Below are 24,434 nucleotides of genomic sequence, written 5' to 3'. Positions count from 1 at the left end.
TTCTCCTGTCTGTGGGATTTTCCGGTAGTGTCGTTAGGGTTGGTTTAGATTGTGTGTGTTCAGCACATACACAGATATGTAGGACGATGAAGCGTTTTGCAACGCTCCTGTCTTCACGATGTACGTCAAGTGTGACCTCAGTTAGGCGTCGAGACTAACGCTATGTGCACCCACCGCATCCATACACAACATAAAGAACGCCGCCGTAAAACTGCCTCGGCTTATCTTGTTGGCCAGGTTCCGCTCTGTCTCGGGAGTGCCAAGAGCAGTCAGCCGGTCGGCTAGCTGGCCGTAGGTGATCCCTCGCCGCTTCAACTCAGCCTTTAGTATGTTTTTCGCTTTCGTCTCGTAGTCGTTGACGACTGACACATCCTTGGGCATCGCGACCTCCGCTGCAAAAACATCGTATTCGATGATATAGCCCTTGCATACGGTGATTCATAGCCCTATATACAGTGAATAACACACCGGATATGATGATGTCGCAGCACTTTCTTCTCTCGCCCGCCGCCAAAACGCTCTCGCTCGTAAAGGTCATGCGCATGAGCGACAAGGCCGCTAAGGCCGCGTTCGCCAAGATGCGTTGGCCCGAGACGGACGGCGCGCCGATCTGTCCGGCCTGCGGATCAACCGAGAGCTACGATCTCGCCACCCGCCCGGTCTACAAATGCAAGGCTTGCTCCAAGCAGTTCTCCATCACGTCCGGCACGATTTTCGCCAGCCGCAAGCTGGCGGTGCGCGACATTCTCGCCGCCATCGCAATCTTCGTGAACGGTGCGAAGGGCTACAGCGCGCTGCACATGTCCCGCGACCTGGGCGTGGACTACAAAACGGCTTTTGTGCTGCTGCACAAGGTTCGCGAGGCCATAGAGATGGCCCGTGAGCAAGGCGCGCTGTCTGGCGACGTGGAGGTCGATGGCGCGTACTTCGGTGGCTACGTGAAGCCTGCCAACGAGAAGAAAGACCGCAAGGATCGTCGCAAGATGGTCAATCAGAACGGCAAGCGTCAGGTCGTGATCGCCGTGCGCGAACGTGGCGGGCGCACCGTCACTCGTGTGGCGAAGGCCGAAATGGAAGGCGTCAAGGTTGTGGCGCAGACTGTCCAGCCCGGCACCACCGTTCACGCTGACGAAGCCTCCCATTGGGACCGGCTAGCTGCCTACTTTCCGATAAAGCGCATCAACCACAAAGAAGCCTACAGCCTTGACGGTGCTTGCACCAACCAAGCCGAGAGCTTCTTTAGCCGGATGCGCCGCGCCGAGATCGGCACCCACCACCACATCGCCGGTCGCTACCTCGACGCCTACGCGGCAGAGATGGCTTGGCGTGAGGACGCGCGCCGCACCGCTAACGGCACTCAGTTTACCATGCTCGTGGCAGCATCTGCTGCTGCGCCAGTATCGGCGCGGTGGTGCGGATATTGGCAGCGGCGGGCCTAATTTTCATCACGACGCTCTTGCACTCATCGCGACTCTTCTATATCGATCCGCAGGACAGTCGAGGTTGGTAGCGATGGACGCGCTAGAGCGAGCCAAACAAAAAATTCGAGAAGAGGCCGAGCGCCGTATCGCTGAGCTTGAGGAAGCCAGTGCGCTCGCAGCCAAGTACGGTATGACGCTATCTCCGATCAACGAGGTTGAGCCCGTCGAGGTTGATCCAAGCATTGGGCGCGTCTTGCGGCATAACAAGGGATGGCGGGAAACAATTCTAGAAATTGTGTCTGAATTTTCCGGCGGTGCGACCCGCAGTCAGATCCGGAACCGGCTGAGCGAGACTCACTTGTCTCAGCGGTTGGCGGAAACCGACGCAGCCTTCTACGGGACAATTTCAAAGGCGGTGGCGAAGGGTGAGCTGGTGGAGCACAACGGGCATATGTTCACGCCCTTCCTGTTCCGACGCTTTCAAGATGATGTTCAGGCCGGTCGGCGCGAAGACGTGCGGTCAGAGAGGGCTTCCCAAACAGGCAACAAGACAGTCGTGATAGATTTTGTTGCCAGTCATCCCGGTGTAGATGCCGATGTGATCTTCGCTGAAATCAAGCGCCGTAATCCTGGTTCGATGAAGAATAAGAATTCGGTCTACAATCTTTTGGCTAGGATGGTTCGAGACAACGAGATCGCCAAGAATGGTAAAACATATGTTCCACTTGGCTACGAGAATGAGGCATCCGCAGGTGCCTCAGAAGCGAACGCCGAAGAGGGGTCAGACCTCTTCGGCGCTCAGGACCCCAACAAATCCCGAGCCGGGAAATGAAAGGAGCATCCCATGTGGCAAACCGTCAGAATATCTAGCGCCGCGGGGCGCGGACTGATCTAATCAGCAAACGACCGGGGCGGCCTGCGGAGCCGTCCCGGTTTTTCTATTGGAATTTTGCTTACTAGTCAAGATTCCGTAGCGACCACAGCTTGTACGGCCCGTTCTCACCATGGTCCTTCGTCCAGCCCTGGTCTTCGATAAGCCCCTGCTGCACACACCCCTTTATGCAGGCCCCAATGCGTTTACGCAGTGTGGTGTAGGTGGCTTCGTCAGCCGCTAGGCCGCGATCTGCGGCCCATGCTTCAGTGATCTGGCGCGACGTGACGGGCCCGGTGGCCTCGCGAATGTAGGACAGTACAAAGCGCTTCACGGCGCCTTTCTGGGCGCGATGCTTCGTGACATACTCTTTTATCGCGTAGGTGTCCGCATTGGGATCGAACACGCGAATGGCCGCGTCCAGGTGGTCTATGTCTACCGTCAGCTTCTTGATCTGGGCCTTGTAGCGCTCGCGCAGGTCAGACAGTTCTTTATGCTTAGCAACAAGGCCCGCTACAGTGTTTGGGCGTTGGTATGTTGATTCATTGCTCATGCATGAGGTTTATCACCACATACGGTGATGTGCATCACCTTATTTGGTGAGTTTGCTCCATAATACCGGAATTCGCGCGGCCCGTGCTGGAGACGCTGCGCCAGCCGATCGAGACCGGCGACGTGGTGATCGCGCGCGCCAACGCCCATATCCGCTATCCCTGCAAGTTCCTGCTGGTGGCCGCCGCGAACCCCTGCAAATGCGGATACCTGCCCGACCCGGCGCGCGCCTGCGCCCGGGTGCCCGAGTGCGGTGCGGATTACCTGGGCCGGATCTCGGGGCCGCTGATGGACCGGTTCGACCTGCGGGTCGAGGTGCCGCCGGTGGCCTTCGCCGATCTCGACGCCGCGCCCGGTGGCGAAAGCAGCGCCACGGTGGCGGCGCGTGTCGCGGCGGCGCGCAAGGTGCAGGACGACCGCTTCGCCGGCCATGACGGCGTACGCCAGAACGCCGACGCCACGGGTGCCGTGCTGGATGCGTGCTGCGCACTGGACGCCGAGGGGCGCAGAATGATGACGGCGGCGGCGGACCGGCTGGGCCTCAGCGCGCGGGGCTATCACCGTGTGCTGCGGGTAGCGCGCACCATTGCCGACCTGGACGGCGCCGACGCCATCGCAGCGCCGCACCTGGCCGAGGCGCTGTCCTTCCGCCTGACCGGCGTGGGCTGAGCGCGCTAGCCGTCCAGCGTGTGGGCCAACCCGTCGATCCAGCTGTCGGTGAAGGCGTCGAACGCCGCGCCCGGCTGCTGCCCGGTGATGCGCGGGTGCATGGGATCCGCGGCCTCGATCCCGCTGCCCGCCAGCGCGCCGATGGCGGCATGGCCGCAGAAGGGCACGTGCACCTCGGAATAGCCGCCCTCGTGCACCAGGACGAGCCGTCCGTCGCAGACCCGGTCGGCCAGCGCCATGGCCCGACGGGTCAGGTCCCCGAAATCGGCCGCCGACAGCATCATCCGGCCCAGCGGGTCGACACCGGACGCGTCGAACCCGCAGGCGATCACGATGGCATCCGGCGCGAAGTCGGCGACCTGCTGGTCCACCAGCCGATCCCAGGCCGACAGGTAGGCGTGGCGGCCACCGCCCGGCGGCAGCGGGATGTTGCGGTTGAAGCCCTCGCCCGCGCCACGCCCGCGATCCGCCGCGTCGCCGGTGTCCAGCGGGTAGTTGCGATCCTGGTGCAGCGACACCGTCAGCACGTCGTCGCGGTCGTAGAAAATCGCCTCGGTCCCGTTGCCGTGATGCACGTCCCAGTCGATGACGGCGATGCGCCTGGCCAGCCCTGCGGCCTGCACGGATTCGATGGCGATGGCGATATTGGCCAGCAGGCAGAAACCGTTGGGCCAGTCGGGCAGGCAGTGGTGCCCCGGCGGACGCGACAGGGAATAGGCGTTGCGGATGTCGCCCTTCAGCACGTCGGTCAGCGCCGCCTTGGCCAGCCCGGCCGACAGCGACGCGATCTCGAACCCGCCGGGGCCGAAAGGTGTGCGCAGGCCCAGCTCACCCCCGCTGGCATCCGACAGCCCCTTGAACTTCTGCAGGAACGCTTCGGGATGCACCCGCGCCAGGTCTTCCCAGGTGGCCGGCGGGGCCGATTGGCAGCGCAGCTCGGCCGCCAGGCCGGTGACATCCAGCAGCGCCTTCAGCCGCCTCTTGGACTCGGGCCCCTCGGGCAGCCCGCCCGCCGCAAGCGGCTGCACCAGCCCGCCCACGGGTGACAGGAAGGCGTAGTTGCCGCCGCCGTGCCAGAAGCACCGCTCGTCCCAGTAGAACCCCGTGGTCATGCCCCGGACGTCGCCTTGAGGTTCAGCCGATAAGCGCCCTCCGGCAGGTCCAGCGCGGCGGCGAGGTCGCGGACCTGTGCCAGCGACAGGGTCACCGTGCGGACCATGTCGGTGCGCGGATCGACCTGTTCCAGGGTCACGCAATCGTCGAAGGCGTTCACGACCACGTCCTCCTGCCGGTGGGCCGCGGCCTCGTCGACCAGGGTTATGACGGTGGCGTCGAAATCGTGCTCGATGGTAAACATGACCCCACGCTAGGACAGCGTGCCGCCGGGCGCTAGCGGGTTTGTCGACGTTTGTGCATGGCGAAGAGGATCGGGGCGAGGACCCGGTTATAGACCCATCCCGCGACGGGCCGGATCACCGGCCGGTCGATCAGCCGGGCGAGCCAGTGGGTCTTCGGCAGCTCGCGCCAGATCACCAGGAACGCGTCCACGCCCGAGATCAGCTCGCCGTCCCGCACCACGTGCAGTCGCTTGGCTGCCTGGTCCTCGGTCAGGTCGAACCGGCGCAGGTCCATGTGGTTGAGGTCCTCGAACCGCAGGTCGGCCCCGGCCGCGCGGGCCTGCCGCTGGTACGACCGGACCTCGGGCGCGCAGATCGGGCAGGCGCCGTTGTAGATGACTAGGGGCGTTTCGCTCATGTGCTGGAAGATAGTGGCCAGCGCTCTGCGAAAACGTGACTGGTCGCCGCAGCCGGCAGGATTATTCTCCGCTCCATGTCTATCGTTCGCCACGCCCGCCAAGTTCTTGTCGCCGCCCTGCTTGCCCTCGCCGGGTGCGGCGAAGTCGTCATCATGCAGCCCGGCCCCGAGCCGGGCGCCCCGGTCCAGGCGCCGGCGCCGCAGGCTCCGCCCTCGGGGATCGACGCCAGCCGCGCACGGACCTTCCAGGCGGTGGTGAACCGCGTCATGCCCATCGCCCAGCAGGAATGCCGCACGCGGACGCGGGGCGTGCGCTGCGACTATGCCGTGGTCGTGGATGACCGGCCGGGCCTGCCGCCCAACGCGTTCCAGACCCTGGGTCCCGGGGGTCAGCCCGTTGTCGGTTTCACCCTGCCGCTGATCCAGACCGCCGCAAACGCGGACGAGATGGCCTTCGTTCTGGGGCACGAGGCCGCACACCATATCGAGGGCCACATCGCCCGCGGCCAGGCCTCGGCTGCGACAGGCGCGGTGCTGGCCGGGGCGCTCGCCACGCTGGGCGGCGGCGACGCGGTGACGATCCAGCGGGCACAGAACCTGGGGGCCTTCTACGGGTCGCGCCGGTTCTCGAAGGATTTCGAGCTCGAGGCAGACGCGCTTGGCACCTTGATCTCGCAGCGGGCAGGCTACGACCCGGTGCGCGGCGTGGCCTATTTCAACCGCGTGCCCGACCCCGGCAACCGGTTCCTGGGCACCCACCCCCCGAACGCGGATCGCATCGCGCTGGTCCGGCGGGTTGCGGCCGGTCAATGATCCACAGGCGATCCCCGGCGTGATTTCCGGCTGACCTCGGGCGCGACGAGATGCTAGCAGGGGAGAGACCCCCGCCAGCATGATGGAGCCGAAAATGTCTCGCCTTGCCCCCCTCGCCCTGCCCCTGCTCGCCGCCTGCGTGCCGCAGCCTGCCACGCCGGTCGAGCTGCCGCTGATGGGCGGTTACCGCGATGCCGCGGACCAGTGCCGCCGCGTGGGCGAAAGCGACTACACCAACCAGTTCCTGGACGACGCGGCCGACCTGGTCGCCTGCCCCGCGGGCGCCGAGAACCTGGGCGTCTTCGTGACCGAGACCGGCGCGATCGAGGTCAACCGGGTCGGTGGCTTCGTGCTCTACACCGTGCCGCGCCGCTGATCCCACACCGAGGAAAGGTCTGGCCGCGCGGCCTCACTCGGGGAGTTCCAAGGTTGTCGAAAGCGCCTTGGGCGAGACCTTGAGATCCAGCAGCGCCGGCGTCCCGGCCGCGCGGGCGGCGGCGAAGGCCTCGGCGAACTCGGCATCGGTTTGCACGGTGGCGCCGAAGGCGCCGTAGGCGCGGGCCAGCGCCGCGAAATCCGGATTGACCATGGCGGTGCCCGAGGGGCGGCCGGGGTAGTGGCGGTGCTGGTGCATCCGGATCGTGCCGTAATGGCCGTTGTTGACCACCAGCACGACCACATTCGCGCCGTATTGGCATGCCGTCCCGAATTCCTGGCTGACCATCTGGAAGCACCCGTCGCCCGCAAGGCAGATCACGTCGCGATCGGGCGCGTGCAGCTTGGCCGCGATCGCGGCGGGCAGGCCGTATCCCATGGAACCCGAGGTCGGCGCCAGCTGCGTGCGCCAGCCACGGAAGCGATAGTACCGGTGCAGCCATCCGGCGTAATTGCCCGCCCCGTTGGTCAGGATCGCGTCGTCGGGCAGCGTGTCGTTCAGATGGGCGATTACCCGCTCCATCTTCAGATCGCCCGGGGTCTCGACCGGCTCCTGCCACGCCTCGTAGGCGGCGCGGGCGGCCTTCACCTGGTCGCCGCGATCCGTGTCGGGCGCGCGGGCGGCCTCGGCCAATTGCCGGGTGATCGCCGCGACGTTGCCGGTCACCGCGATCTCGGGGCGGAAGACGCGCCCGATCTCGGACGGGTCGTTGTAGATGTGGACCAGCCGCTGCGCGGGCACGGGCGACACGACGCGGGTATAGCCGCCCGACGTGATCTCGCCCAGACGGGTGCCCAGCGCGACCAGCAGGTCGGCCTCCTTCACGCGCGCCTCGAGCTTGGGATTGATGCCCAGGCCCACGTCGCCCGCGTAGTTCGGGTGGCGGTTGTCCAGGTAGTCCTGGCAGCGGAAGGACGCGCCCACGGGGATCTGCGCGTGCGCCGCGAAATCGCCCAGCGCGCGCGCGGCGTCGCCGGTCCAGCCGCCCCCGCCGACGATCAGGAACGGGTTTTCGGCCGCCGCCACGGCGTCAACCACCCGCGTGATCTGGTCCTCGGGCGCGCCGCCCTGCGGCAAGGTCGCGGCCGGGGCCGCTTCGGCATCGGTTTCGGCCGACAGCATGTCCTCGGGCAGGGCCAGCACCACGGGTCCGGGGCGGCCCGCCTGCGCCACGTGAAAGGCGCGCGACACGTATTCCGGGATGCGATCGGTCTGGTCGATCTCGGCCACCCACTTGGCCAGCGGACCGAACATGGCGCGGTAGTCGACCTCCTGGAACGCCTCGCGGTCGCGCTGGTCGCGGGCGACCTGCCCCACGAACAGGATCATGGGGGTGCTGTCCTGCATCGCCACGTGAACACCCGCCGAGGCATTGGTCGCGCCCGGGCCGCGCGTGACGAAGGCCACGCCCGGCGTGCCGGTCAGCTTGCCATGCGCCTCGGCCATCATCGCGGCGCCGCCTTCCTGCCGGGCCGTCACCGTGTCGATCTCGGCATCGTAGAGCCCGTCGAGCGCGGCGAGAAACGACTCGCCCGGCACGCAGAAGACGCGGCTCACGCCCTGGGCGTGCAGGCAATCGACCAGCAGCTGTCCGCCGTGTTTCATGGAATGATCTCGAATTTCAGCACGTCCACCAGCCCGCGGTCGGTGATCTTCAGCGACGGGATCACCGGCAGGGCGAGGAAGGCCAGTTGCAGGAAGGGTTCGTTCAGGGTGACGCCCAGCGATGTCGCGGCGGCCCGCAGGTCGATCAGCCGGTCCCGCACATGCTCGAACGGTTGGTCAGACATGAGCCCGGCAATGGGCAGCGCCAGCTCGGCGAGGATCGCGCCGCCATCGGCCACGACGAAGCCGCCCTCGATCTCGGCCAGCCGGTTCGCGGCCAGCGCCATGGCGTCGTAATCGACCCCCACGCAGGCGATGTTGTGGTGGTCGTGGCACACGGTCGACGCGATGGCCCCGCGCGTCATCCCGAAGCCGCGCACGAAGCCGGTCGCGATGTTGCCGTTCCGGCCGTGCCGCTCGATCACCGCGATACGCGCGAGGTCGCGCGCCGGGTCGGGCCGCTTGTCGCCATCGCGGACGGCCACCGCCTCGGTCAGGTAATCGGTCAGGATCTGCCCCTCGCGGATACCGATGACGGGCGTTTCCTCGCGGTTGGCGGTCGAGCGGAAGCTTTCCGCCACCAGCCTCGGCGCCTTGACCGAACCGCGGCCGATCCCGGGCAGGTCTTCGCGCCCGTCGAAGGCGCGGTCGTCCACCACCCGGCCGCCCGCGACCACCAGCCGCGCGTCGCACGCTTCGAGCGATCCGACCGCCACGATATCGGCGCGCTTGCCGGGGGCGATCTGGCCCCGGTCCTTCAGTCCGAACGCCTCGGCCCCCGACAGCGACGCGGCGCGGTACGCGGCCAGCGGCGAAGTGCCCAGCGCGATCAGCCGCCGGATCATGTGGTCCAGGTGTCCTTCCTCGCCGATATCCAGCGGGTTCCGGTCGTCGGTGCACAGGCACATGTAGGGCGCGGTGATGTCGGTCAGCAGCGGCTGCAAGGCCTCCAGATCCTTGCTGACCGAGCCTTCGCGGATCAGCACGCGCAGGCCCTTCTGCAACTTCTCGCGCGCCTCGGCGGCGCTGGTCGCCTCGTGCTCGGTCCGGATGCCGGCGGCGGCATAGGCGTTCAGGTCGCGCCCCGACAGAAGCGGGCAGTGCCCGTCCATGTGACCGTCCGCGAACAGTCGCAGCTTGGCCATCATCCCGGGATCGCGATGGATGACCCCGGGATAGTTCATCACCTCGGCCAGGCCGATACCGCTGGGGTCGCCCATCAATTCGGCGATGTCCTCAGCCGACAGCTCGGCGCCCGCCGTTTCCATGTCGGTCGAGGGCACGCAGGACGACAGTTGCACCCGCAAATCCATCAGCGTCAGCCGCGCGGCCCGCTGGAACCAGCGGATGCCCCCGGCCCCCAACACATTGGCGATCTCGTGGGGGTCGCAGATGGCGGTGGTCACGCCGCGCGGTGTCACGCAGCGGTCGAATTCCAGCGGCGTGACCAGGCTGCTTTCCACGTGCAGGTGGGTGTCGATGAAGCCCGGCACCAGCGTCAGGCCCGTCACGTCGATCACCTGCGCGGCGTCGTAGCTGTCGCAGGTGCCCACGATCCGGTCGCCCGCGATGGCCACGTCGCCGTCCAGCAGGTCACCGGTCACAAGGTCCAGCACCCGCCCCCCGCGCAGGACGATGTCGGCGGGCGCGTCGCCGCGGGCCTGGGCGATGCGCGTTTCGAGGTGCGGAAGGGGATCGGTCATGGCCCCAGATGGCCCCCTTGGCGCGGGCTTGTCCAGCCCATCTCAGGGCGTCGGACGCTCGACCCCGCCGGACCGGGTCGCGCGGATCAGCGCGTCGAGCGCGGCCAGCGTCGCCAGCCCCTCGGCGCCCGAGCAGACCGGTGTCGCGCGGCCCGCGATCACGTCCGCGAAATTGCGCGCCTGTGCCACCAGCGGGTCGGGCGTGGCGCGCGTCAGCGTCTCGCGCCGGATCGGGGTCATCCAGTCGCGGCGGCCACCGTCGTCCCACAGATCGCCGCGCGGCAGGGCGAGCGATCCGTGGGTGCCCCCGATCCAGAGCGCGTTCTGGTCGGTCGGCGGATAGGCGGGGTTGTCGTGGCTGGTCATCTCCCAGCTCCAGGGCGCGACGATGGCGTCGGAGACCTGGGCCGTGCAGATCACGCCGCTGTCGAATGCGATCAGCGCGGCGGCGTGATCCTCGTTCTCGAAGCCGCGCACCCGGTTCGACGCGATGGCCCGCACGCTTTCGACCTCGCCCAGCAGGAAGCGCAACAAATCGAGATCGTGGATGAGGTTCACCAGCAGCGGCCCCGCCCCCGGGGCCCGCCGCCAGGCCGTGTCGAAATAGCCGTCGGGCTTGGCGATCCAGAACATCGCGTGGGCGGCCACGGGCGTGCCCAGCGCGCCGGCCTCGATCCGTTCCCTGGCCGCGGCGACGACGCCCTGGTGCCGCCGATAGTGGCCGGTCAGGACCGGGACGCCCGCCGCCTGCCCGGCGGCGACGATGGCGCGCGCGTCCTCGACGGTCGCGGCCAGCGGCTTTTCCACCAGCACCGGCACGCCGACGGCGATGCAGGCCAGCGCGCCGTCGCGGTGGTGAGTGTTCGGGGTGGACAGGATCACGCCGTCCGGCCGGGTCGCAAGCGCCGCGGCAAGATCGGCGTGATGCGGCACGCCATGGCGCGCGGCGATGTCGGCGGCGGACGGGTCCGGATCGATCACCGAATGAACGGGGATTCCCGCCAGACGCAGGGCGTCCAGGTGGCGCGTGCCTATCAGCCCGGCGCCGGCGACGGCGATCCGCGTCACCGGTCCCGCCCGCCGATTGTTCTCACGCCCATTCGCCCTTGCGGAAGACCGGCACCTTGCTGCCGTCGGCACGCACGCCGTCGATATCCGTTTCGGGTCCGCCGATCATCCAGTCCACGTGGATCATCGAGCTGTTGCCGCCCGCCTTGGCCACGTCCTCCTCGCTCATGGAGTCGCCGTCGAGGAAGCACTTGGAATAGCACTGCCCCTGCGCGATGTGGCAGGCCGCGTTCTCGTCGAACAGCGTGTTGTAGAACAGCAGGCCCGATTGCGAGATGGGCGAGCCGTGGGGCACCAGCGCCACTTCGCCCAGCCGCCGGGCGCCCTCGTCGGTATCCAGCAGCTTCTCCAGCACCGCCTGCCCCTTGGTCGCGCTGACCTCGACGATGCGGCCCTCGCGGAAGGTGGCCTCGATCCCGTCGATCAGCGTGCCCTGGTGCGACAGCGGCTTGGTGGCGCGCACCCGGCCCTCGGTCCTGGCGGCGTGGGGCGTGGTGAAGACCTCTTCGGTGGGGATGTTCGGGTTGCAGACCACGCCGTTCTGCGCGCGCGACGCGCCGCCCATCCATTCGTGCCCGTCGGCCAGTCCCACGGTCAGGTCCAGCCCCGGGCCGCTGTAGTGCAGGGCGTCGAAGCGCTGGTCGTTCAGCCACGCCGTCCGCTCGGCCAGCCGGGCGTTGTGCGCCTGCCAGTTGGCGACGGCGTTCTCGTCCGACACGCGCGAGGCGGCGAAGATGGCCTCGGCCAGCTTCGTCTGCGCCGCGTCGGGGTCGAGATCGGGGAACATCCGCATGGCCCAGGCGCGGCCCGGCCAGGCCAGGATCGACCAGTTGATCTTGAAGTTCGAGATGTGGCTCAGCGCGGGCTTGTAGGCGATCGAGTTCGCCTTGCCGGCGCGCGACACGCGCTCAGGGTCCTCGTCGGCGGTCAGCATCGGGTCGTCGCCGACGATGGCCATGCGCGCCGCGCCGTTGCCGAACGCCTCGGCCATCCCGCCGTAAAGCCAGTCCGGCGCGCGGTCGAAGCTGTGATCGCCCGCCTCGCGGTAGCGCGCCAGCGTCACCTCGGGGTCCGACAGCAGCGGCGTGACCAGCCCGGCCCCGGCGCGGTAGGCCGCGGCCGTCACCCGCCGCACCAGCGGCAGCGCCTCGGCGGGCGCGGTCAAGATCAGGTCCTGGCCCTCCTGCAGGTTCAGCCCGACGCGGACCGCCACGTCGGCCAGCCGGTCAAGCTGGACATCGTCGATTGCCGGTTTGGACATTGGGGGCTCCTTCATCTGGGTTCGGCGCATAGGTCGCGCCGGGGCGCGGTGGCGTCAAGCCCACGCCGCGTCGCGCAGCGCCAGGATCCGCCGCGCCGCGCGCAGGTGCGGCTGGTCGATCATGCGCCCGTCCAGCTGCGCCACCCCCGCCTTTCCCTCAAGCGCGGCGACCACCCGCTCGGCCCAGTCGACCTGCGCCGCGGTCGGGGTATAGGCCTCGTGGATCGCCGCGACCTGCGCCGGGTGGATGGCCAGCTTGCCCGCGAAGCCCAGCGTCATCGCCGCCGCCGCCTCGGCCCGCAACCCGGCGCTGTCGCGGAAATCGGTGAAGACGGTGTCGATGGCCGCGACCCCGGCGGCACGGGCCGCGAACAGCATCGTGTCGCGCGCGTGCAGGAACGGGCGCAGGAAGGCCCCGTCCTCGCCCCGGTTGGCCAGCGCGCCCAGGTCGGCCGCCAGGTCCTCGGCCCCCCACGCCATAGCGTAGAGGCTTGGATGCGACCAGTCGGCATGGGCGAGGTTGCGCACGGCGCGCGCCGTCTCGGTCGCGATGACGAGGATCGGCAGATCCGTCGCGCCGCCATGGCCGTCGATCATCGCGGCCAGCGCCGCGATATCCTCGGCCCCCTCGCATTTCGGCAGGACATAGCCGTCCGGCCCGCCCCCCACGGTGGCGGCCACGTCGGCGTCCGTCCGCCCGGTGTCGAGCGCGTTCACCCGCACCCAGCGGGCGGCCCCGGTCGCGGGTGCGGCCAGCGCCTCTGCCGTCGTCGCGCGGGCGGCATCCTTTGCGTCCGGCGCGACCGAGTCCTCGAGATCGAAGATCACTGCGTCGGCGCCCGAGCCCAGGGCCTTCTCCATCTTGCGCGCGCTGTCGCCGGGCGCGAACAGCCAGGATCGGGGGCAGGTGTCGGTCATGGCTCTGGCTCCTTCCCGCGCGGCTCAGCCGATGGCGCGGGCGATGTAGTCGGCGATCATCAGGTCCATATGCGCCCCGCCGCCATTCTTGAACACGGTGATCTCATCGTCGCCCCCACGCGCCGCCGCCCCGGGCTGCACGAGGTCGTAGAAGTCGCCCAGCACGTCCGTGGCACCGATCACGCCCGCGGCGATGGGGATCGTCAGCTCGCCGATATGGCCGATCGTGGTGTCGCGGCTGTCGACGAACAGGCGTCCCTTGCGCATCAACGCGTCGTCGCCCTCGCGAATGTCGGCGCGGAAGGCGCCGATCAGGTCCACGTGGGTGCCGGGGCGCACGTGCTCGCCCTGCAGAACCGGTTCCGTCGCCATGGTCGCGGTCGAGACGATGTCGGCCTCGGCCAGTGCGGCGGAAAGATCTTCGGCCACCCCGGGCGGGATGGGGGCGTCTTTCATGTCGTCGGCGAGGTCTCGCGCCTGCTCAGCCCGGCGCGCCCAGAGCGTGATGCGCTCGAGCCCCGGGAAGGCGGCGGCATACGCGTGGACCAGGCTTCGCGCGACCGTACCGGCCCCGACGATCAGCAGGTGCCGGCTGTCCGGGCGCGCCAGGAGGCGGGCGCCGAGGACCGAGTCGGCGGCGGTCTTGAACTCGGTCACCAGCTTGCTGTCGATCAGCGCGGTGACCGCCCCGCTGTCGGGATCGAAGACCGTCATCGCCCCCTGGACCGAGGGCAGTCCACGGCCCGGGTTGCCCGGCATGACGCTGACCGCCTTCACGCCGTAGCCAAGCCCGGGGATGAAGGCCGCGCGGGTCAGAAGCGTGCCGTCCGAGGGGCCCAGGAAGATGTCCCCCAGGTCGGCGCGCGGCCGTTCGTGGCCCGCGCGGATCGCCTCGACCGCGTCCGGCCAGGTCAGGCGCGCAGCGGCGTCGTAGGGAATGAAGGGCGGGGCCATGGCTGTTCCTTTCAGGTGGCGGGATGATCACGGATCGTCGGGCACGATGCGGCGGGTCACATCCGCTTGGCGACCTCTTCCAGCATGACCTCGGTCGCGCCGCCGCCGATGGATTGCACGCGGGCGTCGCGGGCCATGCGCTCGATCGCCGTGCCGCGCATGAACCTCATGCCGCCGTGGAACTGCACGCAGTCATACATGACCTCGTTCACCAGCTCGCCCGCCAGCGCCTTGATCATCGACACCTCGCGGGTCTGTTCTTCGCCGCCCGCCATCCGCGCGGCGGTCGCGTAGACCATCTGGCGGCACGCCTCGACCCGCGCGGCCAGCATCGCCAGCCGCTGCCGGATCGCCTGCTTGTCCCACAGCGGCGCGCCGAAGGCCGTGCGCTGCTTGACCTGCGCCACCGTCAGCTCCAGCGCCGCCTGCGCCTCGCCCATGGCCATGGCGCCCAGGACCAGCCGTTCGTTCTGGAAGTTCTTCATGATCTCGTAGAAGCCACGCCCGCGCGCGCCGAGCATCGCATCCGCCGGCACCCGCGCGCCCGAGAAGCTCAGCTCGGCGGTGTCCGAGCTCAGCCAGCCGTGCTTGTCCAGCGCGCGGGACACGGTGAAGCCAGGCGTGCCCTTTTCCACCAGGAACATGCTGACCGACTGGCTGGGCCGCGCGTCGGGATCGGTGCGCGCCGCGACGCAGTACACGTCCGCATGGACCCCGTTGGTGATGAACAGCTTGGTGCCGTCCAGGACCCAGTCGTCACCGTCGCGGCGCGCGGTGGTGCGGATGCCCTTCACGTCCGACCCGGCGCCGGGCTCGGTCACCGCGACGGCGCTGATCGCGTCGCCCGAGATGCAGCGGGGAATCCAATCCTGCCGCTGCGCCTCACTGCCCGCGTTGAAGATGTGGACCGACGCCATGTCGGTATGGACCAGCGCCGTGATCGCCGCACCCGAGAAGGTCGAGCGGCCAAGCTCCTCGGCCCAGACAACGGTGGCGCGTTCGTCCAGCCCCGCGCCGCCCAGGCTTTCGGGATAGCGGATGCCGAAGAATCCGAGCTGCCCCATCCGGCGCAGCACGTCGCGTGGGACCATCCCGGCCTCTTCCCACGCGTCGCCGTGCGGCTTGATCTCGGTCTCGACGAAACGGCGCACCTGGTCGCGCAGCATGCGGTGGGTGTCGTCGAAGAAGACGGGGCTGTTATTCGCCGTCTCGAACGTGCCGTGGTCCTTGGCCATGCGCGGCCCTCCTTTGCTACAGGGCGGAGATGCCGCCGGTCACCGATATGGCCTGCCCGGTGATGCGCCGCGCGCCGGGACCGGCCAGGAACACCGCCAGGTCGGCCAGGTCCTGCGGCTCGGCCACGCCCAGGCTGGCCATGGACTCGGCCTTGGCGAACAGCTTGCCCGCGAAGGCATCGCCCATCAACCGGTCGTAAAGCGGCGTGCCGCGCACGATCGACGGCGTGAGGATGTTGGCGCGGATGCCCGCGCGCTTGCCCTCGACGGCCAGCCCGCGGGCGAACTGGATGATCGCCGCCATGGCCGCGCCGATGGCGGTCTCGCCCGGTGTCGGGATCTTGCCCGCGTCGGACGCGACCAGGATCAGGCTGCCGCCCCCGGTCGCCGCCAAGTGGTCGAAGGCCGCGCGCGCCGGCAGGATGACCGGGGCCAGCGTCCCGGTCAGGTCGCCCATGACCTCGGCCAGCGGCGTGTCGCGCTGGAGCCGGGGCATCGGGTCCCCGCCCGCCGAGGACCAGAGCGTGTCGAGCCCGCCCATGGCCGATGCCGCCTCGGCCACCATGCGCGCCGACTGGTCCGGATCCGCCGCGTCGCCCGTGACCACGTGGCAGCCCAGCGCGCGCGCCGCCTCGGTCGCGCGGTCGGGGTTCCGTCCGGCGATGGTCACCGTGGCGCCCGCCGCCTGCATCGCCCGCGCCGCGGCCAGCCCCAGCCCCGAGCTTCCGCCCACCAGCAGCGCGCGCCGTCCCGCCAGGTCAGCCATCGGCGGGCCGTTTCTTCATCAGGGCCGCCCGCTCGCAGGTGCCACACAGCACGTCGTCCTGGTTGAAGCACTCGTGGCGCAGCGTGACGATGCCGTCGTTCGGGCGCGACGCGCTTTCGCGCTTGCCCAGGACCGTGGTGCGGATGCGGATCGTGTCGCCCTCGAACAGGGGATGGGGGAACTTCACCTTCTCCATCCCCAGGTTGGCGACCGTGGTGTTCAGCGTGGTGTCGTTGACGCTCATCCCCACCATGCAGCCCAGCGTGAACAGCGAATTCACCAGCGGACGCCCGAACTCGGTCGCCTGCGCCGCGTGGTGATCGATATGCAGCGGTTGCGGGTTCATGGTCAGCAGCGAGAACCACTGGTTGTCGGCCTGGCTGATCGTGCGCCTCCACTCGTGATCGAAGACCTGGCCTTCCTCGAACTCGTCGAAATACTGTCCCGGCATGCGCCCCTCCCCGACTGTGCCCGGGATGCAGCCTAACCGGGCCGGGCGGCGATGGAAGGGCCCGCGCGCGATTTTCGGGGTCGCGCAGGCGGCGCGGGCGCGGCTAGGCTTGGCGGCATGGAGCAGCCGACCGGTCCGCTCGCGGGCGTGAAGATCATCGAGATGACGGGCATCGGACCGGTGCCCTACGCCGCCATGGTGCTGGCCGACCTGGGCGCGCAGGTGATCCGCATCGACCGGCCCGGCGGGTATCCATCGCTGGGCGACGGTCTCGATTTCGCCGCGATGACACAGGCCGCGATCTTCTACCGGTCGCGCCCCATGGTGCAGGTGGACCTCAAGTCGCAGGCCGGCCGCGACCTGATCCTGCGGCTGGCGGGCGATGCCTCGGCCCTGATCGAGGGCTACCGCCCCGGCACGATGGAACGGCTGGGGCTGGGACCGGACGCATGTCACGCGCGGAACCCGGCGCTGGCCTATGTCCGCGTGACCGGCTGGGGGCAGGACGGCCCCATGGCGGGAATGGCCGGACATGACCTGAATTACCTCGGGCTGTCGGGCGTGCTGTCGCTGTTCGGGCGCGACGGGGCGCCCCCGCGGGGGATGCCGCCGCTGGTGGGCGACATGGCGGGCGGGGCGCTGTTTGCCGTGATCGGGCTGCTGTCGGCGGTCATGCAGGCGCGGGCCACCGGGACGGGCCAGGTGGTGGATGCCAACATCGTCGACGGCTCGGCGAACCTTGCTTCGCTTGTGACCGCACTCGGCGCGGCCAGCGCGGCGGGCGCCGCGACGCCGGGCGCGGGTCCGCTGGATGGCGGGCGGCATTTCTACCGCACCTATCAGTGTGCCGACGGGGAATGGCTGGTCGTGGGCGCGATCGAACCCGCCTTCCGCAAGATCCTGCTGTCCCGCCTTGGCCTCGATTCCGACCCGCGCATGGTGGCGGCCCGCCCCGAGGACGACGCCCATTGCGCCGACGTTCTGGCGCGGATCTTCCGGCAGAAGCCGCGCGACCACTGGGTGGCCCTGTTCGACGGCAGCGATGGCTGCGTGACGCCGGTCCTGTCGCAGCCCGAGGCGGCGGCGCATCCGGCCAACCGCGCGCGAGACGTGTTCACGCGCATCGACGGGGTGACACAGCCCGCACCCGCCCCGCGCCTGTCGCGCACGCCCGGTGCCATCGGGCGGTCGCCGGCCGAGGCCGCCCGGCCGGATACGCATGCGCTGTCCGGCTGGGGGCTGTCGGAAGACGAGGTATCACGACTGCGGGCACAGGGCGCCTTCGGGGCCCCGGACGACGACCACGGGCCGGCGTAAGCGGCGTCTAGCCGCAGGCGCGGCGCGGGGCCAGGTCGTCGCGTCCCCGGATCAGGCCACGATCCCTGATAGCGAAGCGTGCGCTGTCCCATGTCACCGCGCGGGCCCGCCGCCAATCGGCATCGGCCAGCAGCATCACCATGCGCCCATCTTCGCACCGGGCGATGCCGCCCGAGATCCAGTCGTCACCGATACGGTGGTTGGTGAGGCCCGCATGGCGCGCGACCTCGACCAGCCGATCGCCCGCGCGGCGCAGGATCACCAGGGTCTTCGCAAGGTGCGGCCGGTCGATATAGGCGATCTCGACCTGTCCATCGCCGTCGAGATCGGCGGCGCCGAGCGGGGCCAGCCAGCGGTTTCTGCTGCCGATGAAGTCATTCGCCGCGATCAGCCCGTCCGCGCCGTAGACCGACAGGCGCGCGCCGCGGGCAATGTCGGTCTCGATCACCAGGACCTCGGACGCGCCGTCGCCGTCGAGATCGACCAGCCGCGGCGCCAGGTCCTCGAACACGCGGGTTTCGGGCAGGGTCACGGTGATCCGGCGACCGGTTTCGGTCCGCATCTCCAGCGCGCCGTATTCCACTGCGTCGCCCAGCACCGCGTGGTCATAGCGTGTCGTGGGGTCGGTGAACCGGGCCGCGGCAATCCCCTCGGCCCCGGCAGGCGCGGCAGCGGCCAGCGGAAGGGCCAGCACCGCCGCCGCGCGCCGCATCAGATCTGCTTTTCCGGCATCTGCACGACGAGACCGTCCAGCGCGTCGCTGACCTTCAACTGGCAGGTCAGGCGCGAACGGTTGGCGTCGGGCTCGTAAGCGAAATCGAGCATGTCCTCTTCCATGTCCTGGCGGGGCGGCAGCTTGTCGACCCATTCCTCGGCCACGTAGACATGGCAGGTCGAACAGGCGCAGGCGCCGCCGCAATCGGCCTCGATTCCGGGGATACCGTTGTCGCGCGCGCCTTCCATCACGGTCAGCCCGTTGGGCACGTCGACCACGTGCTCCTTTCCGCCGTGTTCGATATAGGTGATCTTCGCCATTTGCGCGGTCTTCCCATGCTGTTCCTACGGTCGCGCCATAGGTAGGCTTTCGCCCTGCCGAGGGCCAGACGCGATTTGACGATCTTGGCGCGGCGCGCGCGATGTTCTATTATTGTTCCCATGCCCGATTTCGCCCCCCGCCCCGACGACTGGCCGCGCCCGCCGGCCTGCATCCCGCACGGCATGCTCGACCGCGCCCCCAACGGCGCGCGGGTCGCGGTGGCGGGGCTGGTCCTGGTGCGCCAGCGGCCCGGCACGGCCCACGGGGTCATCTTCATCACGCTCGAGGACGAGACGGGGACCTGCAACGTCATCGTCTGGAAAGCGCTCTACGAGACGTTCCGCCGCGCCGTCATCGCGGGGCGCTGCCTGCGGGTGACCGGGCGGCTGCAACGCGAAGGCGGCGTGACCCATGTCATCGCCGAGGTGATCGAGGATATCAGCTGGATGCTGGACGACCTGCTGCGCACGGAAGACACATCCGCCGCCGATCCCGCGCCGGTGGCCGCTGGACGCTAGGATCGGCCGGCGATCCACGCTAGCGTGCTGCCGATACGGACCCGCAAGAGGCCCGCCGAGCAGATGAGATCCTTGTTGACCCCCCTGGCCCTGTGCCTTGGCCTGTCCGCCTGCGGCGCGGGCGGGGTCGGCGTGTCGCGCTTCATCGAACCCGCGCTCGAGGCGACCGGCAGCCAGCGTATCGCCACCGAACGCCCCCGCGCCTGCCACAGCCGCGACGACACGCCCGCGGTGATCGAGACCATTACCCAGCAGACCGCCCTGCCCCCGCGCCGCCGGCCCGACGGCACGCTCGAGGACGGCCCGCTCTACCGCACGCAGACCTCGCAGCGGATCGTCAGCGACCGCAAGGAAATCTGGTTCGAGACCCCCTGCCGCGAAGAATGGACGCCCGAGTTCATCCTGTCGGTGCAGCGCGCCCTGATCGTCCGCGACCTGCTGGAGGGGCCACCCTCGGGCGAGATCGACGCGCCCACCCGCGCCGCGATCCGGCGCTTCCAGGCCAAGCAGGGCATCGACAGCGACACGCTGAGCGTGGCCGCGGGCAAGCGACTGGGTCTCATCGTCTACGACCGGGCCGAGGCGCTGCGCCAGGCGCCCTGATTTTCCTCAGACCGTCGGCACCAGCGCGTCCAGCCCCAGCACGTCCACGCCCTGCATCGCCAGGAAATGGGGCATGTCGATGAAGATCCAGTTCTCGGCCAGCCTGTCGCCCGCGCGGCGATAGATATCGACGACCCGCATGTCGGCGCGTGTCACCCCGTCGCCCGGCACGCCCATGAAGGCGCCCGAATTTGTCAGCGACAGGTTGGGCCAGCCGAAGAAGCCGCCGTAACTTCCCTCGGCCAGACGCGCCACGTGACCGTTGAAGACGCGGTCCGACAGGTGCGTGCGGAACGGCCGCTGGTGCTGCTCGATATAGCGCGGGATGGTGTAGGTCGCGCCGATCCCCTCGGGGCCCCACCAGATCATGTCGTCGTGCCAGGTCTGCGCCAGTTCCTGTTCGGGCGTCTCGAACCGCGCGCGGGTGTTGATGTCGCCGATCATCCGCTCGATCAGGTCGAGGGTCTCCCGTCCCTCGGCCGGGTCGGCGTCGCGGTAGAGCAGCCCGTCATGGGTCAGCGGGCCGGGCTGGACCAGGTGCTGCGCCGTCTGCCGTGGCAACGGGTTCAGGCCCGCCTGCCGGGCCATGTGCAGCAGGTCGCAGAAGAACGCGGTCTCGGTGATCCGGCCGTTCTCGACACGGTTGAACTCGGCATAGCGCAGCATCGCGATCTTGCGGCTGGCGGGGATCGTCAGGAAGGGCTGGTCCAGCAGCCCCATGAGATGGCCCATCTGGACGACCCAGACACCGCCCGTGGCCCGGTCAGAGTGGCCCGCGAAGAAGATGTCGGGCCGCCGTTGCAGCCCCGGCATCGCGGCCAGAAGCGGCTGCCAGAGCGTCTCGGCCACGTCGCGCGCGCCGCAGCGCGATTCGAACGGGCGCACGCCGCGCCAGAGCCAGTCGGGCGCCGTTCGCTCGGACAGTATTTCGGCGACAGTATCGGGCGTCGCCCTCGACAGTGCGTCGTAGTGGTCGAGGACCAGGGCCTTTTCCGCCTGGAAGGACATCTCGGCAACCTTCGCATGCGCCCACGCTCCACCGTGGGCGGTGCGACACTAGCGCGCGGCGGGGACACGATGAAGCACCGATTTCGCATGGCGGCCCTGGGGACGTGGAATGGCCGCGTCGCGGTGCGGGGGCGCGGCCTCAGCCCTTCACCGCCCCCGCGGTCAGGCCGCTGACGATCTGGCGCTGGAAGAACATGATCATCACGAACAGCGGCGCGGTCACGGACACCACCGCCGCCACGGCGAACATGACGTTGCCCTTGGTCTGCGTGGTGCCGAGGAAGCTGGCGATCTTGGGCACCATTGTCTGGTTCTCCTTCGACAGGACCAGCGCGGTGATGGCGAAGTCGTTATAGGCCAGCAGGAACGAGAACAGGGCCGTGGTGATGACCCCCGGCCACATCACCGGGACGATCACGTGCCGGAACGCCTGGAACCGGGTGCAGCCGTCGACCATGGCGCTTTCGTCCAGGTCCTTGGGGATGTTGTTGAAGAAACTGTGCAGCATCCACAGCGTGAACGGCTGGTTGATCGCCACGAGCACGATGATCGCCGTGGGCAGGTGACCCCACAGGTTCCAGTCGAAGAACACCGGGAGGTATCCCGACACCAGCGTGATCGGCGGCATGGCCCGGAAGATCAGCGCGATGATCAGGAACCAGAACGCGTAGCGGTAGGTCGACCGCGACAGCGCATAGGCGCCCAGCGTGCCGAAGGTGAGTGAGATCATCACCGTTGCCGCGCAGACGATCAGCGTGTTCAGCGCCGCGCGCCAGAACTCTTCCTGCACCCACGCGCCGTAGTAGCCCTGCCCGGTGAACAGGTCCCCGGTCTCGGCCCGGGTCCGCGTCCCGAAGATCGCGTTGGCCCAGTCGGCCTTGGAGAAGAAATCGCCCTCGACCTTGAAGGATCCCCAGACCGTCCAGAGGAACGGGAAGGCCGCCATGACGACCCAGACCACGAGAAAGAAGATCAGCAGCGCCTGCAGCGGAAGGGGTTTGCGAAAGGCCTTGGACGCCATGGCTTATTTCCTGGTGAAATCGCGGTAGGTGCGCACGATGACCGGCGACAGCAGGATCGCCACGCCGATGATCGTCAGGAACGACGTCGCGGCGGCCGAGCTCAGCTGCCGCGTCTCGCCCGACAGGTCGTTGTAGATCGCCCAGCTGAGCGACGTGGCATGGGCCTGCGCCGAGAAGCTGACGATGGGTTCGAAGACGCGGAAATTGTCCATCAGCTGGATCAGCGCGATGAAGGTCGTGATCGGCAGCAGGTGCGGGATGACGACGTAGCGGATCCGCTCCCACCGCGAGGCACCGTCGACCATCGCCGCTTCCAGCGTGTCCTGGTTCACCGTCTGAAGCCCCGCGTAGTAGACGATGAAGGCGAACGGCGCGCTGTGCCAGACGCCGTAGACCATCAGCATCGTCCACATGAGCGGCGTCGACGCCTTCACCGAAAGGTCGGGATCATCCGCCAGCACCTGCATCGCCGAGCCGATGATCCCCCGCGCGTCCAGCATCCAGAACAGCACGAGGCTGCCCACCAGCGGCGTGATGATGAAGGGCAGCAGCGACACGAAGATCAGCGGTCCGCGGATGGCCCGCGCGGCCGAGTTCACCGCCACGGCGATGACGAAGCCCAGCACGATGGTCAGCGGCGTGACCACGAAGGTATAGGTCAGCGTGAAGGCGATGGCCTTGTAGAACGGCAGGTTCAGCAGGCGGTCGAAGAACGCGCCCAGTCCCGCGCTTTCGCGCCAGAGCTGCGAGACCTCGGACAAGGCCAGGTGCCCGCGATCGAAATAGACGCCAAGACCCACGAACCGGCCCAGGGGCTCGGCCTCGCGCAGGGCGGCGGTCGCCTCCTGGTCGATCGAGGTGGTGGTCTGGCAGCCAAAGGGCCCGCAGTTGCGGACCTCCTTGATGACCTGCTCATGCTCGGTGAAGACCGATTGCAGCAGCACCGACAGGATCGGGAAGAAGATGAACAGGAGCATCGCGATGCTCGACGGCAGGACGAACCAGAAGAAGCTCTTGTGTTTCATGGCGGGTCGTCCTTGCCGGGGGTGGCGGGGCGTGCGCGTGGCCGCCCCGCCGGATCGTCCGGGGCGCGTTTAGTTCAGGAAGCCTTTTTCCTGCGCGGCGGCCGTGTAGGCGGCCTCGATGTCGGACAGCGCCTGTTCGGCCGTCTCGTTGCCCTGCAGGTAGTCGGCGATGTTGTCGCCCAGCGCGGTGTGCAGCAGCCCCTGGTAGGGCAGCATCGGGTAGGGCTGGGTGCCCATGCGGGTCGCGGCCAGCACGCCCTCGTTCACCGGCGCGGGCTCGTAGCCGTCGATCAGCCACACGGCCTCGCCCATGGTCTTGTCGTTCAGAAGCGCGGGCGACGTGGCATGGGCCAGCGCCTGGAAGGTCGCGGCCGCGTCCTCGTCGCTGATGTTCTTGGCGACGGTCCAGCCGTCCCACCACAGGGTCGAGGCCGGGATATCGCCGCCATCGACGGTCAGCGGCGGCGCCACCTTGGTGTTCTCGTAAACCTGCGGCTCCGAGCCTTCCTCGTCCATCAGCACGCCCGAGCGCGAGCCCCACATGTTCATCAGCGCGACGTTGCCCGCTTCCCACTCGGCGCTGGTCGCGTTCGAATCGTGGGTCAGGTAGTCGGGGTTCATGTACTCGCTCAGCGCTTTCAGCATTTCGAGCGTCTTGACCCCGGCCTCGTTGTTGATGGCGACCTGGGGCGTGCCAGCCTCGTAGAACTGGCCGCCATGGCCGATATACATGTTCACGAATTCCTCGGCGAGGTTCCAGCCCGCGGCGTAGGCCCCGCCCAGCGGGTTCTCCATGATCCCCTGCTCGCGGATCATCTCGGCGGCTTCCAGCACCTCTTCGTAGGTCTCGGGCACGTCCACGCCGATCTGCTCGAGCACGTCGGCGCGATAGACCAGCGTCTGCGCGTTCGCCATGAAGGCGATGGCCATGACCTGCCCGTCGATGGTGATCTTCTGAAGGTCCGGAATGTCCTGCCCGTACTCGGCGATCAGGTCGTCCAGCGGGCGGATCACGTCCTCGTTGATCAGCGCGACGATGGACGAGTTGGCGATGATGGCGCTGGTGTATTCCGCCGGGTTTCCGCTCATGCCGGCGACGTTGATCTTCTGGTGGTCGGCGGTCAGGTTGGCGCTGGCCTCGGTGCCCTCGCCCATGCACTCCTGCGCCAGCGCGGCGACGGACTGGATGGCGGGAAATTCGTTGCCCACGATGGACAGGCGGCCCTCGGTCACGGGGCAATCGGCCAGCACGGCGGTGCCGGTCACGGCCAGCACCGATGCCAGGGCGGTGGTTTTCATGAAGCTCATGGTATCGGGTCTCCCTAGATGGTTTCGCGCCCGGTGACCCCGGGTCTTCGGTGTTTCAGCTCGGACGCGCGCGCAAGGCGCGGCAAACTTGCATACGCTTGCAAGTAAGGGCGACCGGG

27 protein-coding genes and 1 pseudogene are annotated in these 24,434 nt (G+C 68.5%); 8 read left to right on the top strand and 20 right to left on the bottom strand.

What is annotated here, in order from left to right:
- Positions 1-141: 141 nt before the first annotated feature.
- Positions 142-381: a DUF6471 domain-containing protein gene (locus BUB76_RS06880; RefSeq protein ID WP_073128010.1), complete on the bottom strand. Its 240-nt coding sequence runs from the start codon at positions 379-381 to the stop codon at positions 142-144.
- Positions 382-479: 98 nt separating this feature from the next.
- On the opposite strand from BUB76_RS06880, the gene BUB76_RS06875 reads away from it, so the two are divergent.
- Both BUB76_RS06875 and BUB76_RS17610 read left to right on the top strand, forming a co-directional pair.
- Entirely contained in the window at positions 480-1,439 is a 960-nt protein-coding gene (locus BUB76_RS06875) for an IS1595 family transposase (RefSeq protein WP_073128093.1), read from the top strand.
- Positions 1,440-1,512: 73 nt separating this feature from the next.
- Complete coding sequence (locus tag BUB76_RS17610; RefSeq protein ID WP_139250801.1) at positions 1,513-2,253, top strand: hypothetical protein; 741 nt, start codon at positions 1,513-1,515, stop codon at positions 2,251-2,253.
- 124 nt (positions 2,254-2,377) lie between these two features.
- On the opposite strand, the gene BUB76_RS06870 is transcribed toward BUB76_RS17610, so the two are convergent.
- Positions 2,378-2,845 (bottom strand): hypothetical protein, encoded by a 468-nt coding sequence (locus BUB76_RS06870; RefSeq protein WP_073128009.1) that lies wholly within the window; start codon positions 2,843-2,845, stop codon positions 2,378-2,380.
- 65 nt (positions 2,846-2,910) lie between these two features.
- Here BUB76_RS06870 and BUB76_RS06865 point away from each other — a divergent pair.
- Positions 2,911-3,513: pseudogene (locus tag BUB76_RS06865) on the top strand (magnesium chelatase subunit ChlI family protein); the annotation flags it as partial.
- Between the two features lie 5 nt (positions 3,514-3,518).
- Here BUB76_RS06865 and BUB76_RS06860 read toward each other — a convergent pair.
- The 3 genes from BUB76_RS06860 to BUB76_RS06850 are packed head-to-tail and all read right to left on the bottom strand — an operon-like array spanning position 3,519 to position 5,268.
- Positions 3,519-4,625 (bottom strand): histone deacetylase-like amidohydrolase, encoded by a 1,107-nt coding sequence (locus tag BUB76_RS06860; protein ID WP_073128008.1) that lies wholly within the window; start codon positions 4,623-4,625, stop codon positions 3,519-3,521.
- Complete coding sequence (locus BUB76_RS06855; RefSeq protein WP_073128007.1) at positions 4,622-4,870, bottom strand: DUF8831 family protein; 249 nt, start codon at positions 4,868-4,870, stop codon at positions 4,622-4,624. The genes BUB76_RS06860 and BUB76_RS06855 overlap by 4 nt, the downstream gene beginning before the upstream one ends.
- A gap of 32 nt (positions 4,871-4,902) precedes the next feature.
- Positions 4,903-5,268 (bottom strand): thiol-disulfide oxidoreductase DCC family protein, encoded by a 366-nt coding sequence (locus BUB76_RS06850; RefSeq protein ID WP_073128006.1) that lies wholly within the window; start codon positions 5,266-5,268, stop codon positions 4,903-4,905.
- A 75-nt stretch (positions 5,269-5,343) separates the two neighbouring features.
- Here BUB76_RS06850 and BUB76_RS06845 point away from each other — a divergent pair, with 75 nt between their 5' ends.
- Both BUB76_RS06845 and BUB76_RS06840 read left to right on the top strand, forming a co-directional pair.
- Complete coding sequence (locus BUB76_RS06845; protein ID WP_073128005.1) at positions 5,344-6,081, top strand: M48 family metallopeptidase; 738 nt, start codon at positions 5,344-5,346, stop codon at positions 6,079-6,081.
- A 94-nt stretch (positions 6,082-6,175) separates the two neighbouring features.
- A complete protein-coding gene (locus BUB76_RS06840; protein ID WP_073128004.1) occupies positions 6,176-6,457 on the top strand; it encodes a hypothetical protein in 282 nt (93 codons plus the stop codon).
- Between the two features lie 33 nt (positions 6,458-6,490).
- On the opposite strand, the gene BUB76_RS06835 is transcribed toward BUB76_RS06840, so the two are convergent.
- From BUB76_RS06835 to BUB76_RS06795, 9 genes are read right to left on the bottom strand one after another with little or no spacing between them, the layout of a single operon-like run.
- A complete protein-coding gene (locus BUB76_RS06835; protein ID WP_073128003.1) occupies positions 6,491-8,122 on the bottom strand; it encodes a thiamine pyrophosphate-binding protein in 1,632 nt (543 codons plus the stop codon).
- Entirely contained in the window at positions 8,119-9,825 is a 1,707-nt protein-coding gene (gene ade, locus BUB76_RS06830) for an adenine deaminase (protein ID WP_073128002.1), read from the bottom strand. Before ade ends, BUB76_RS06835 begins: the two co-directional genes overlap by 4 nt.
- Before the next feature lie 42 nt (positions 9,826-9,867).
- Positions 9,868-10,893, bottom strand: a complete 1,026-nt coding sequence (locus BUB76_RS06825; protein ID WP_073128001.1) for a Gfo/Idh/MocA family protein — start codon at positions 10,891-10,893, stop codon at positions 9,868-9,870.
- Between the two features lie 22 nt (positions 10,894-10,915).
- Positions 10,916-12,154, bottom strand: a complete 1,239-nt coding sequence (locus BUB76_RS06820; RefSeq protein WP_139250800.1) for an aminopeptidase — start codon at positions 12,152-12,154, stop codon at positions 10,916-10,918.
- 54 nt (positions 12,155-12,208) lie between these two features.
- Positions 12,209-13,072 (bottom strand): HpcH/HpaI aldolase/citrate lyase family protein, encoded by an 864-nt coding sequence (locus BUB76_RS06815; protein ID WP_073127999.1) that lies wholly within the window; start codon positions 13,070-13,072, stop codon positions 12,209-12,211.
- Positions 13,073-13,096: 24 nt separating this feature from the next.
- Entirely contained in the window at positions 13,097-14,026 is a 930-nt protein-coding gene (locus BUB76_RS06810) for an ornithine cyclodeaminase family protein (RefSeq protein WP_073127998.1), read from the bottom strand.
- A gap of 56 nt (positions 14,027-14,082) precedes the next feature.
- Positions 14,083-15,261 carry an acyl-CoA dehydrogenase family protein gene (locus BUB76_RS06805; RefSeq protein WP_073127997.1) on the bottom strand — a complete coding sequence of 393 codons (1,179 nt, stop codon included), beginning with the start codon at positions 15,259-15,261 and terminating at the stop codon, positions 14,083-14,085.
- A 16-nt stretch (positions 15,262-15,277) separates the two neighbouring features.
- Complete coding sequence (locus BUB76_RS06800) at positions 15,278-16,027, bottom strand: SDR family NAD(P)-dependent oxidoreductase (protein ID WP_073127996.1); 750 nt, start codon at positions 16,025-16,027, stop codon at positions 15,278-15,280.
- Positions 16,020-16,478, bottom strand: coding sequence for a MaoC family dehydratase (locus BUB76_RS06795; protein WP_073127995.1), 459 nt, complete (start codon positions 16,476-16,478; stop codon positions 16,020-16,022). The genes BUB76_RS06800 and BUB76_RS06795 overlap by 8 nt, the downstream gene beginning before the upstream one ends.
- Before the next feature lie 117 nt (positions 16,479-16,595).
- Here BUB76_RS06795 and BUB76_RS06790 point away from each other — a divergent pair, with 117 nt between their 5' ends.
- A complete protein-coding gene (locus tag BUB76_RS06790) occupies positions 16,596-17,795 on the top strand; it encodes a CaiB/BaiF CoA transferase family protein (RefSeq protein WP_073127994.1) in 1,200 nt (399 codons plus the stop codon).
- 7 nt (positions 17,796-17,802) lie between these two features.
- Here the strand turns inward: BUB76_RS06790 and BUB76_RS06785 are convergent, their stop codons facing one another.
- Together BUB76_RS06785 and BUB76_RS06780 are read right to left on the bottom strand one after the other, a co-directional pair.
- Positions 17,803-18,507 carry an FG-GAP repeat domain-containing protein gene (locus BUB76_RS06785; RefSeq protein WP_073127993.1) on the bottom strand — a complete coding sequence of 235 codons (705 nt, stop codon included), beginning with the start codon at positions 18,505-18,507 and terminating at the stop codon, positions 17,803-17,805.
- Positions 18,507-18,830 (bottom strand): 2Fe-2S iron-sulfur cluster-binding protein, encoded by a 324-nt coding sequence (locus BUB76_RS06780; RefSeq protein WP_073127992.1) that lies wholly within the window; start codon positions 18,828-18,830, stop codon positions 18,507-18,509. Before BUB76_RS06780 ends, BUB76_RS06785 begins: the two co-directional genes overlap by 1 nt.
- Positions 18,831-18,950: 120 nt before the next feature.
- Between BUB76_RS06780 and BUB76_RS06775 the strand changes: the two genes are divergently transcribed.
- Complete coding sequence (locus tag BUB76_RS06775; RefSeq protein ID WP_073127991.1) at positions 18,951-19,349, top strand: OB-fold nucleic acid binding domain-containing protein; 399 nt, start codon at positions 18,951-18,953, stop codon at positions 19,347-19,349.
- Between the two features lie 75 nt (positions 19,350-19,424).
- Positions 19,425-19,952, top strand: coding sequence for a peptidoglycan-binding domain-containing protein (locus BUB76_RS06770; protein WP_084140574.1), 528 nt, complete (start codon positions 19,425-19,427; stop codon positions 19,950-19,952).
- 6 nt (positions 19,953-19,958) lie between these two features.
- Here BUB76_RS06770 and BUB76_RS06765 read toward each other — a convergent pair whose 3' ends face one another.
- The 4 genes from BUB76_RS06765 to BUB76_RS06750 all read right to left on the bottom strand — a co-directional run bounded on the left by BUB76_RS06765 (position 19,959) and on the right by BUB76_RS06750 (position 24,315).
- The gene (locus tag BUB76_RS06765; RefSeq protein WP_073127989.1) at positions 19,959-20,960 is read right to left on the bottom strand and encodes a nuclear transport factor 2 family protein; all 1,002 of its coding nucleotides are present in this window, start codon (positions 20,958-20,960) and stop codon (positions 19,959-19,961) included.
- A gap of 139 nt (positions 20,961-21,099) precedes the next feature.
- Positions 21,100-21,981: a carbohydrate ABC transporter permease gene (locus BUB76_RS06760; RefSeq protein WP_073127988.1), complete on the bottom strand. Its 882-nt coding sequence runs from the start codon at positions 21,979-21,981 to the stop codon at positions 21,100-21,102.
- Between the two features lie 3 nt (positions 21,982-21,984).
- Positions 21,985-23,007, bottom strand: a complete 1,023-nt coding sequence (locus BUB76_RS06755; protein ID WP_073127987.1) for a carbohydrate ABC transporter permease — start codon at positions 23,005-23,007, stop codon at positions 21,985-21,987.
- Between the two features lie 69 nt (positions 23,008-23,076).
- Positions 23,077-24,315, bottom strand: coding sequence for an ABC transporter substrate-binding protein (locus tag BUB76_RS06750; RefSeq protein ID WP_073127986.1), 1,239 nt, complete (start codon positions 24,313-24,315; stop codon positions 23,077-23,079).
- Positions 24,316-24,434 lie beyond the last annotated feature (119 nt).

This window comes from Palleronia salina (assembly GCF_900141995.1).
Classification (GTDB): domain Bacteria; phylum Pseudomonadota; class Alphaproteobacteria; order Rhodobacterales; family Rhodobacteraceae; genus Palleronia; species Palleronia salina.
Note: the sequence above shows the minus strand (reverse complement) of the source record. Positions and strands in the feature narration are given on the sequence as shown.

Bases quoted from the DNA above. Each gene is read 5' to 3' on its own strand.
- BUB76_RS06845 (WP_073128005.1), top strand. From the start codon at position 5,344: ATGTCTATCGTTCGCCACGCCCGCCAAGTTCTTGTCGCCGCCCTGCTT.
- BUB76_RS06855 (WP_073128007.1), bottom strand. From the start codon at position 4,870: ATGTTTACCATCGAGCACGATTTCGACGCCACCGTCATAACCCTGGTC.
- BUB76_RS06875 (WP_073128093.1), top strand. From the start codon at position 480: ATGTCGCAGCACTTTCTTCTCTCGCCCGCCGCCAAAACGCTCTCGCTC.
- BUB76_RS06755 (WP_073127987.1), bottom strand. From the start codon at position 23,007: ATGAAACACAAGAGCTTCTTCTGGTTCGTCCTGCCGTCGAGCATCGCG.
- BUB76_RS06810 (WP_073127998.1), bottom strand. From the start codon at position 14,026: ATGGCCCCGCCCTTCATTCCCTACGACGCCGCTGCGCGCCTGACCTGG.
- BUB76_RS06760 (WP_073127988.1), bottom strand. From the start codon at position 21,981: ATGGCGTCCAAGGCCTTTCGCAAACCCCTTCCGCTGCAGGCGCTGCTG.
- BUB76_RS06820 (WP_139250800.1), bottom strand. From the start codon at position 12,154: ATGTCCAAACCGGCAATCGACGATGTCCAGCTTGACCGGCTGGCCGAC.
- BUB76_RS06795 (WP_073127995.1), bottom strand. From the start codon at position 16,478: ATGCCGGGACAGTATTTCGACGAGTTCGAGGAAGGCCAGGTCTTCGAT.
- BUB76_RS06835 (WP_073128003.1), bottom strand. From the start codon at position 8,122: ATGAAACACGGCGGACAGCTGCTGGTCGATTGCCTGCACGCCCAGGGC.
- BUB76_RS06765 (WP_073127989.1), bottom strand. From the start codon at position 20,960: ATGTCCTTCCAGGCGGAAAAGGCCCTGGTCCTCGACCACTACGACGCA.
- BUB76_RS06780 (WP_073127992.1), bottom strand. From the start codon at position 18,830: ATGGCGAAGATCACCTATATCGAACACGGCGGAAAGGAGCACGTGGTC.
- BUB76_RS06840 (WP_073128004.1), top strand. From the start codon at position 6,176: ATGTCTCGCCTTGCCCCCCTCGCCCTGCCCCTGCTCGCCGCCTGCGTG.
- BUB76_RS06790 (WP_073127994.1), top strand. From the start codon at position 16,596: ATGGAGCAGCCGACCGGTCCGCTCGCGGGCGTGAAGATCATCGAGATG.
- BUB76_RS06785 (WP_073127993.1), bottom strand. From the start codon at position 18,507: ATGCGGCGCGCGGCGGCGGTGCTGGCCCTTCCGCTGGCCGCTGCCGCG.
- BUB76_RS17610 (WP_139250801.1), top strand. From the start codon at position 1,513: ATGGACGCGCTAGAGCGAGCCAAACAAAAAATTCGAGAAGAGGCCGAG.
- BUB76_RS06775 (WP_073127991.1), top strand. From the start codon at position 18,951: ATGCCCGATTTCGCCCCCCGCCCCGACGACTGGCCGCGCCCGCCGGCC.
- BUB76_RS06815 (WP_073127999.1), bottom strand. From the start codon at position 13,072: ATGACCGACACCTGCCCCCGATCCTGGCTGTTCGCGCCCGGCGACAGC.
- BUB76_RS06870 (WP_073128009.1), bottom strand. From the start codon at position 2,845: ATGAGCAATGAATCAACATACCAACGCCCAAACACTGTAGCGGGCCTT.
- BUB76_RS06750 (WP_073127986.1), bottom strand. From the start codon at position 24,315: ATGAGCTTCATGAAAACCACCGCCCTGGCATCGGTGCTGGCCGTGACC.
- ade (WP_073128002.1), bottom strand. From the start codon at position 9,825: ATGACCGATCCCCTTCCGCACCTCGAAACGCGCATCGCCCAGGCCCGC.
- BUB76_RS06805 (WP_073127997.1), bottom strand. From the start codon at position 15,261: ATGGCCAAGGACCACGGCACGTTCGAGACGGCGAATAACAGCCCCGTC.
- BUB76_RS06880 (WP_073128010.1), bottom strand. From the start codon at position 381: ATGCCCAAGGATGTGTCAGTCGTCAACGACTACGAGACGAAAGCGAAA.
- BUB76_RS06860 (WP_073128008.1), bottom strand. From the start codon at position 4,625: ATGACCACGGGGTTCTACTGGGACGAGCGGTGCTTCTGGCACGGCGGC.
- BUB76_RS06850 (WP_073128006.1), bottom strand. From the start codon at position 5,268: ATGAGCGAAACGCCCCTAGTCATCTACAACGGCGCCTGCCCGATCTGC.
- BUB76_RS06800 (WP_073127996.1), bottom strand. From the start codon at position 16,027: ATGGCTGACCTGGCGGGACGGCGCGCGCTGCTGGTGGGCGGAAGCTCG.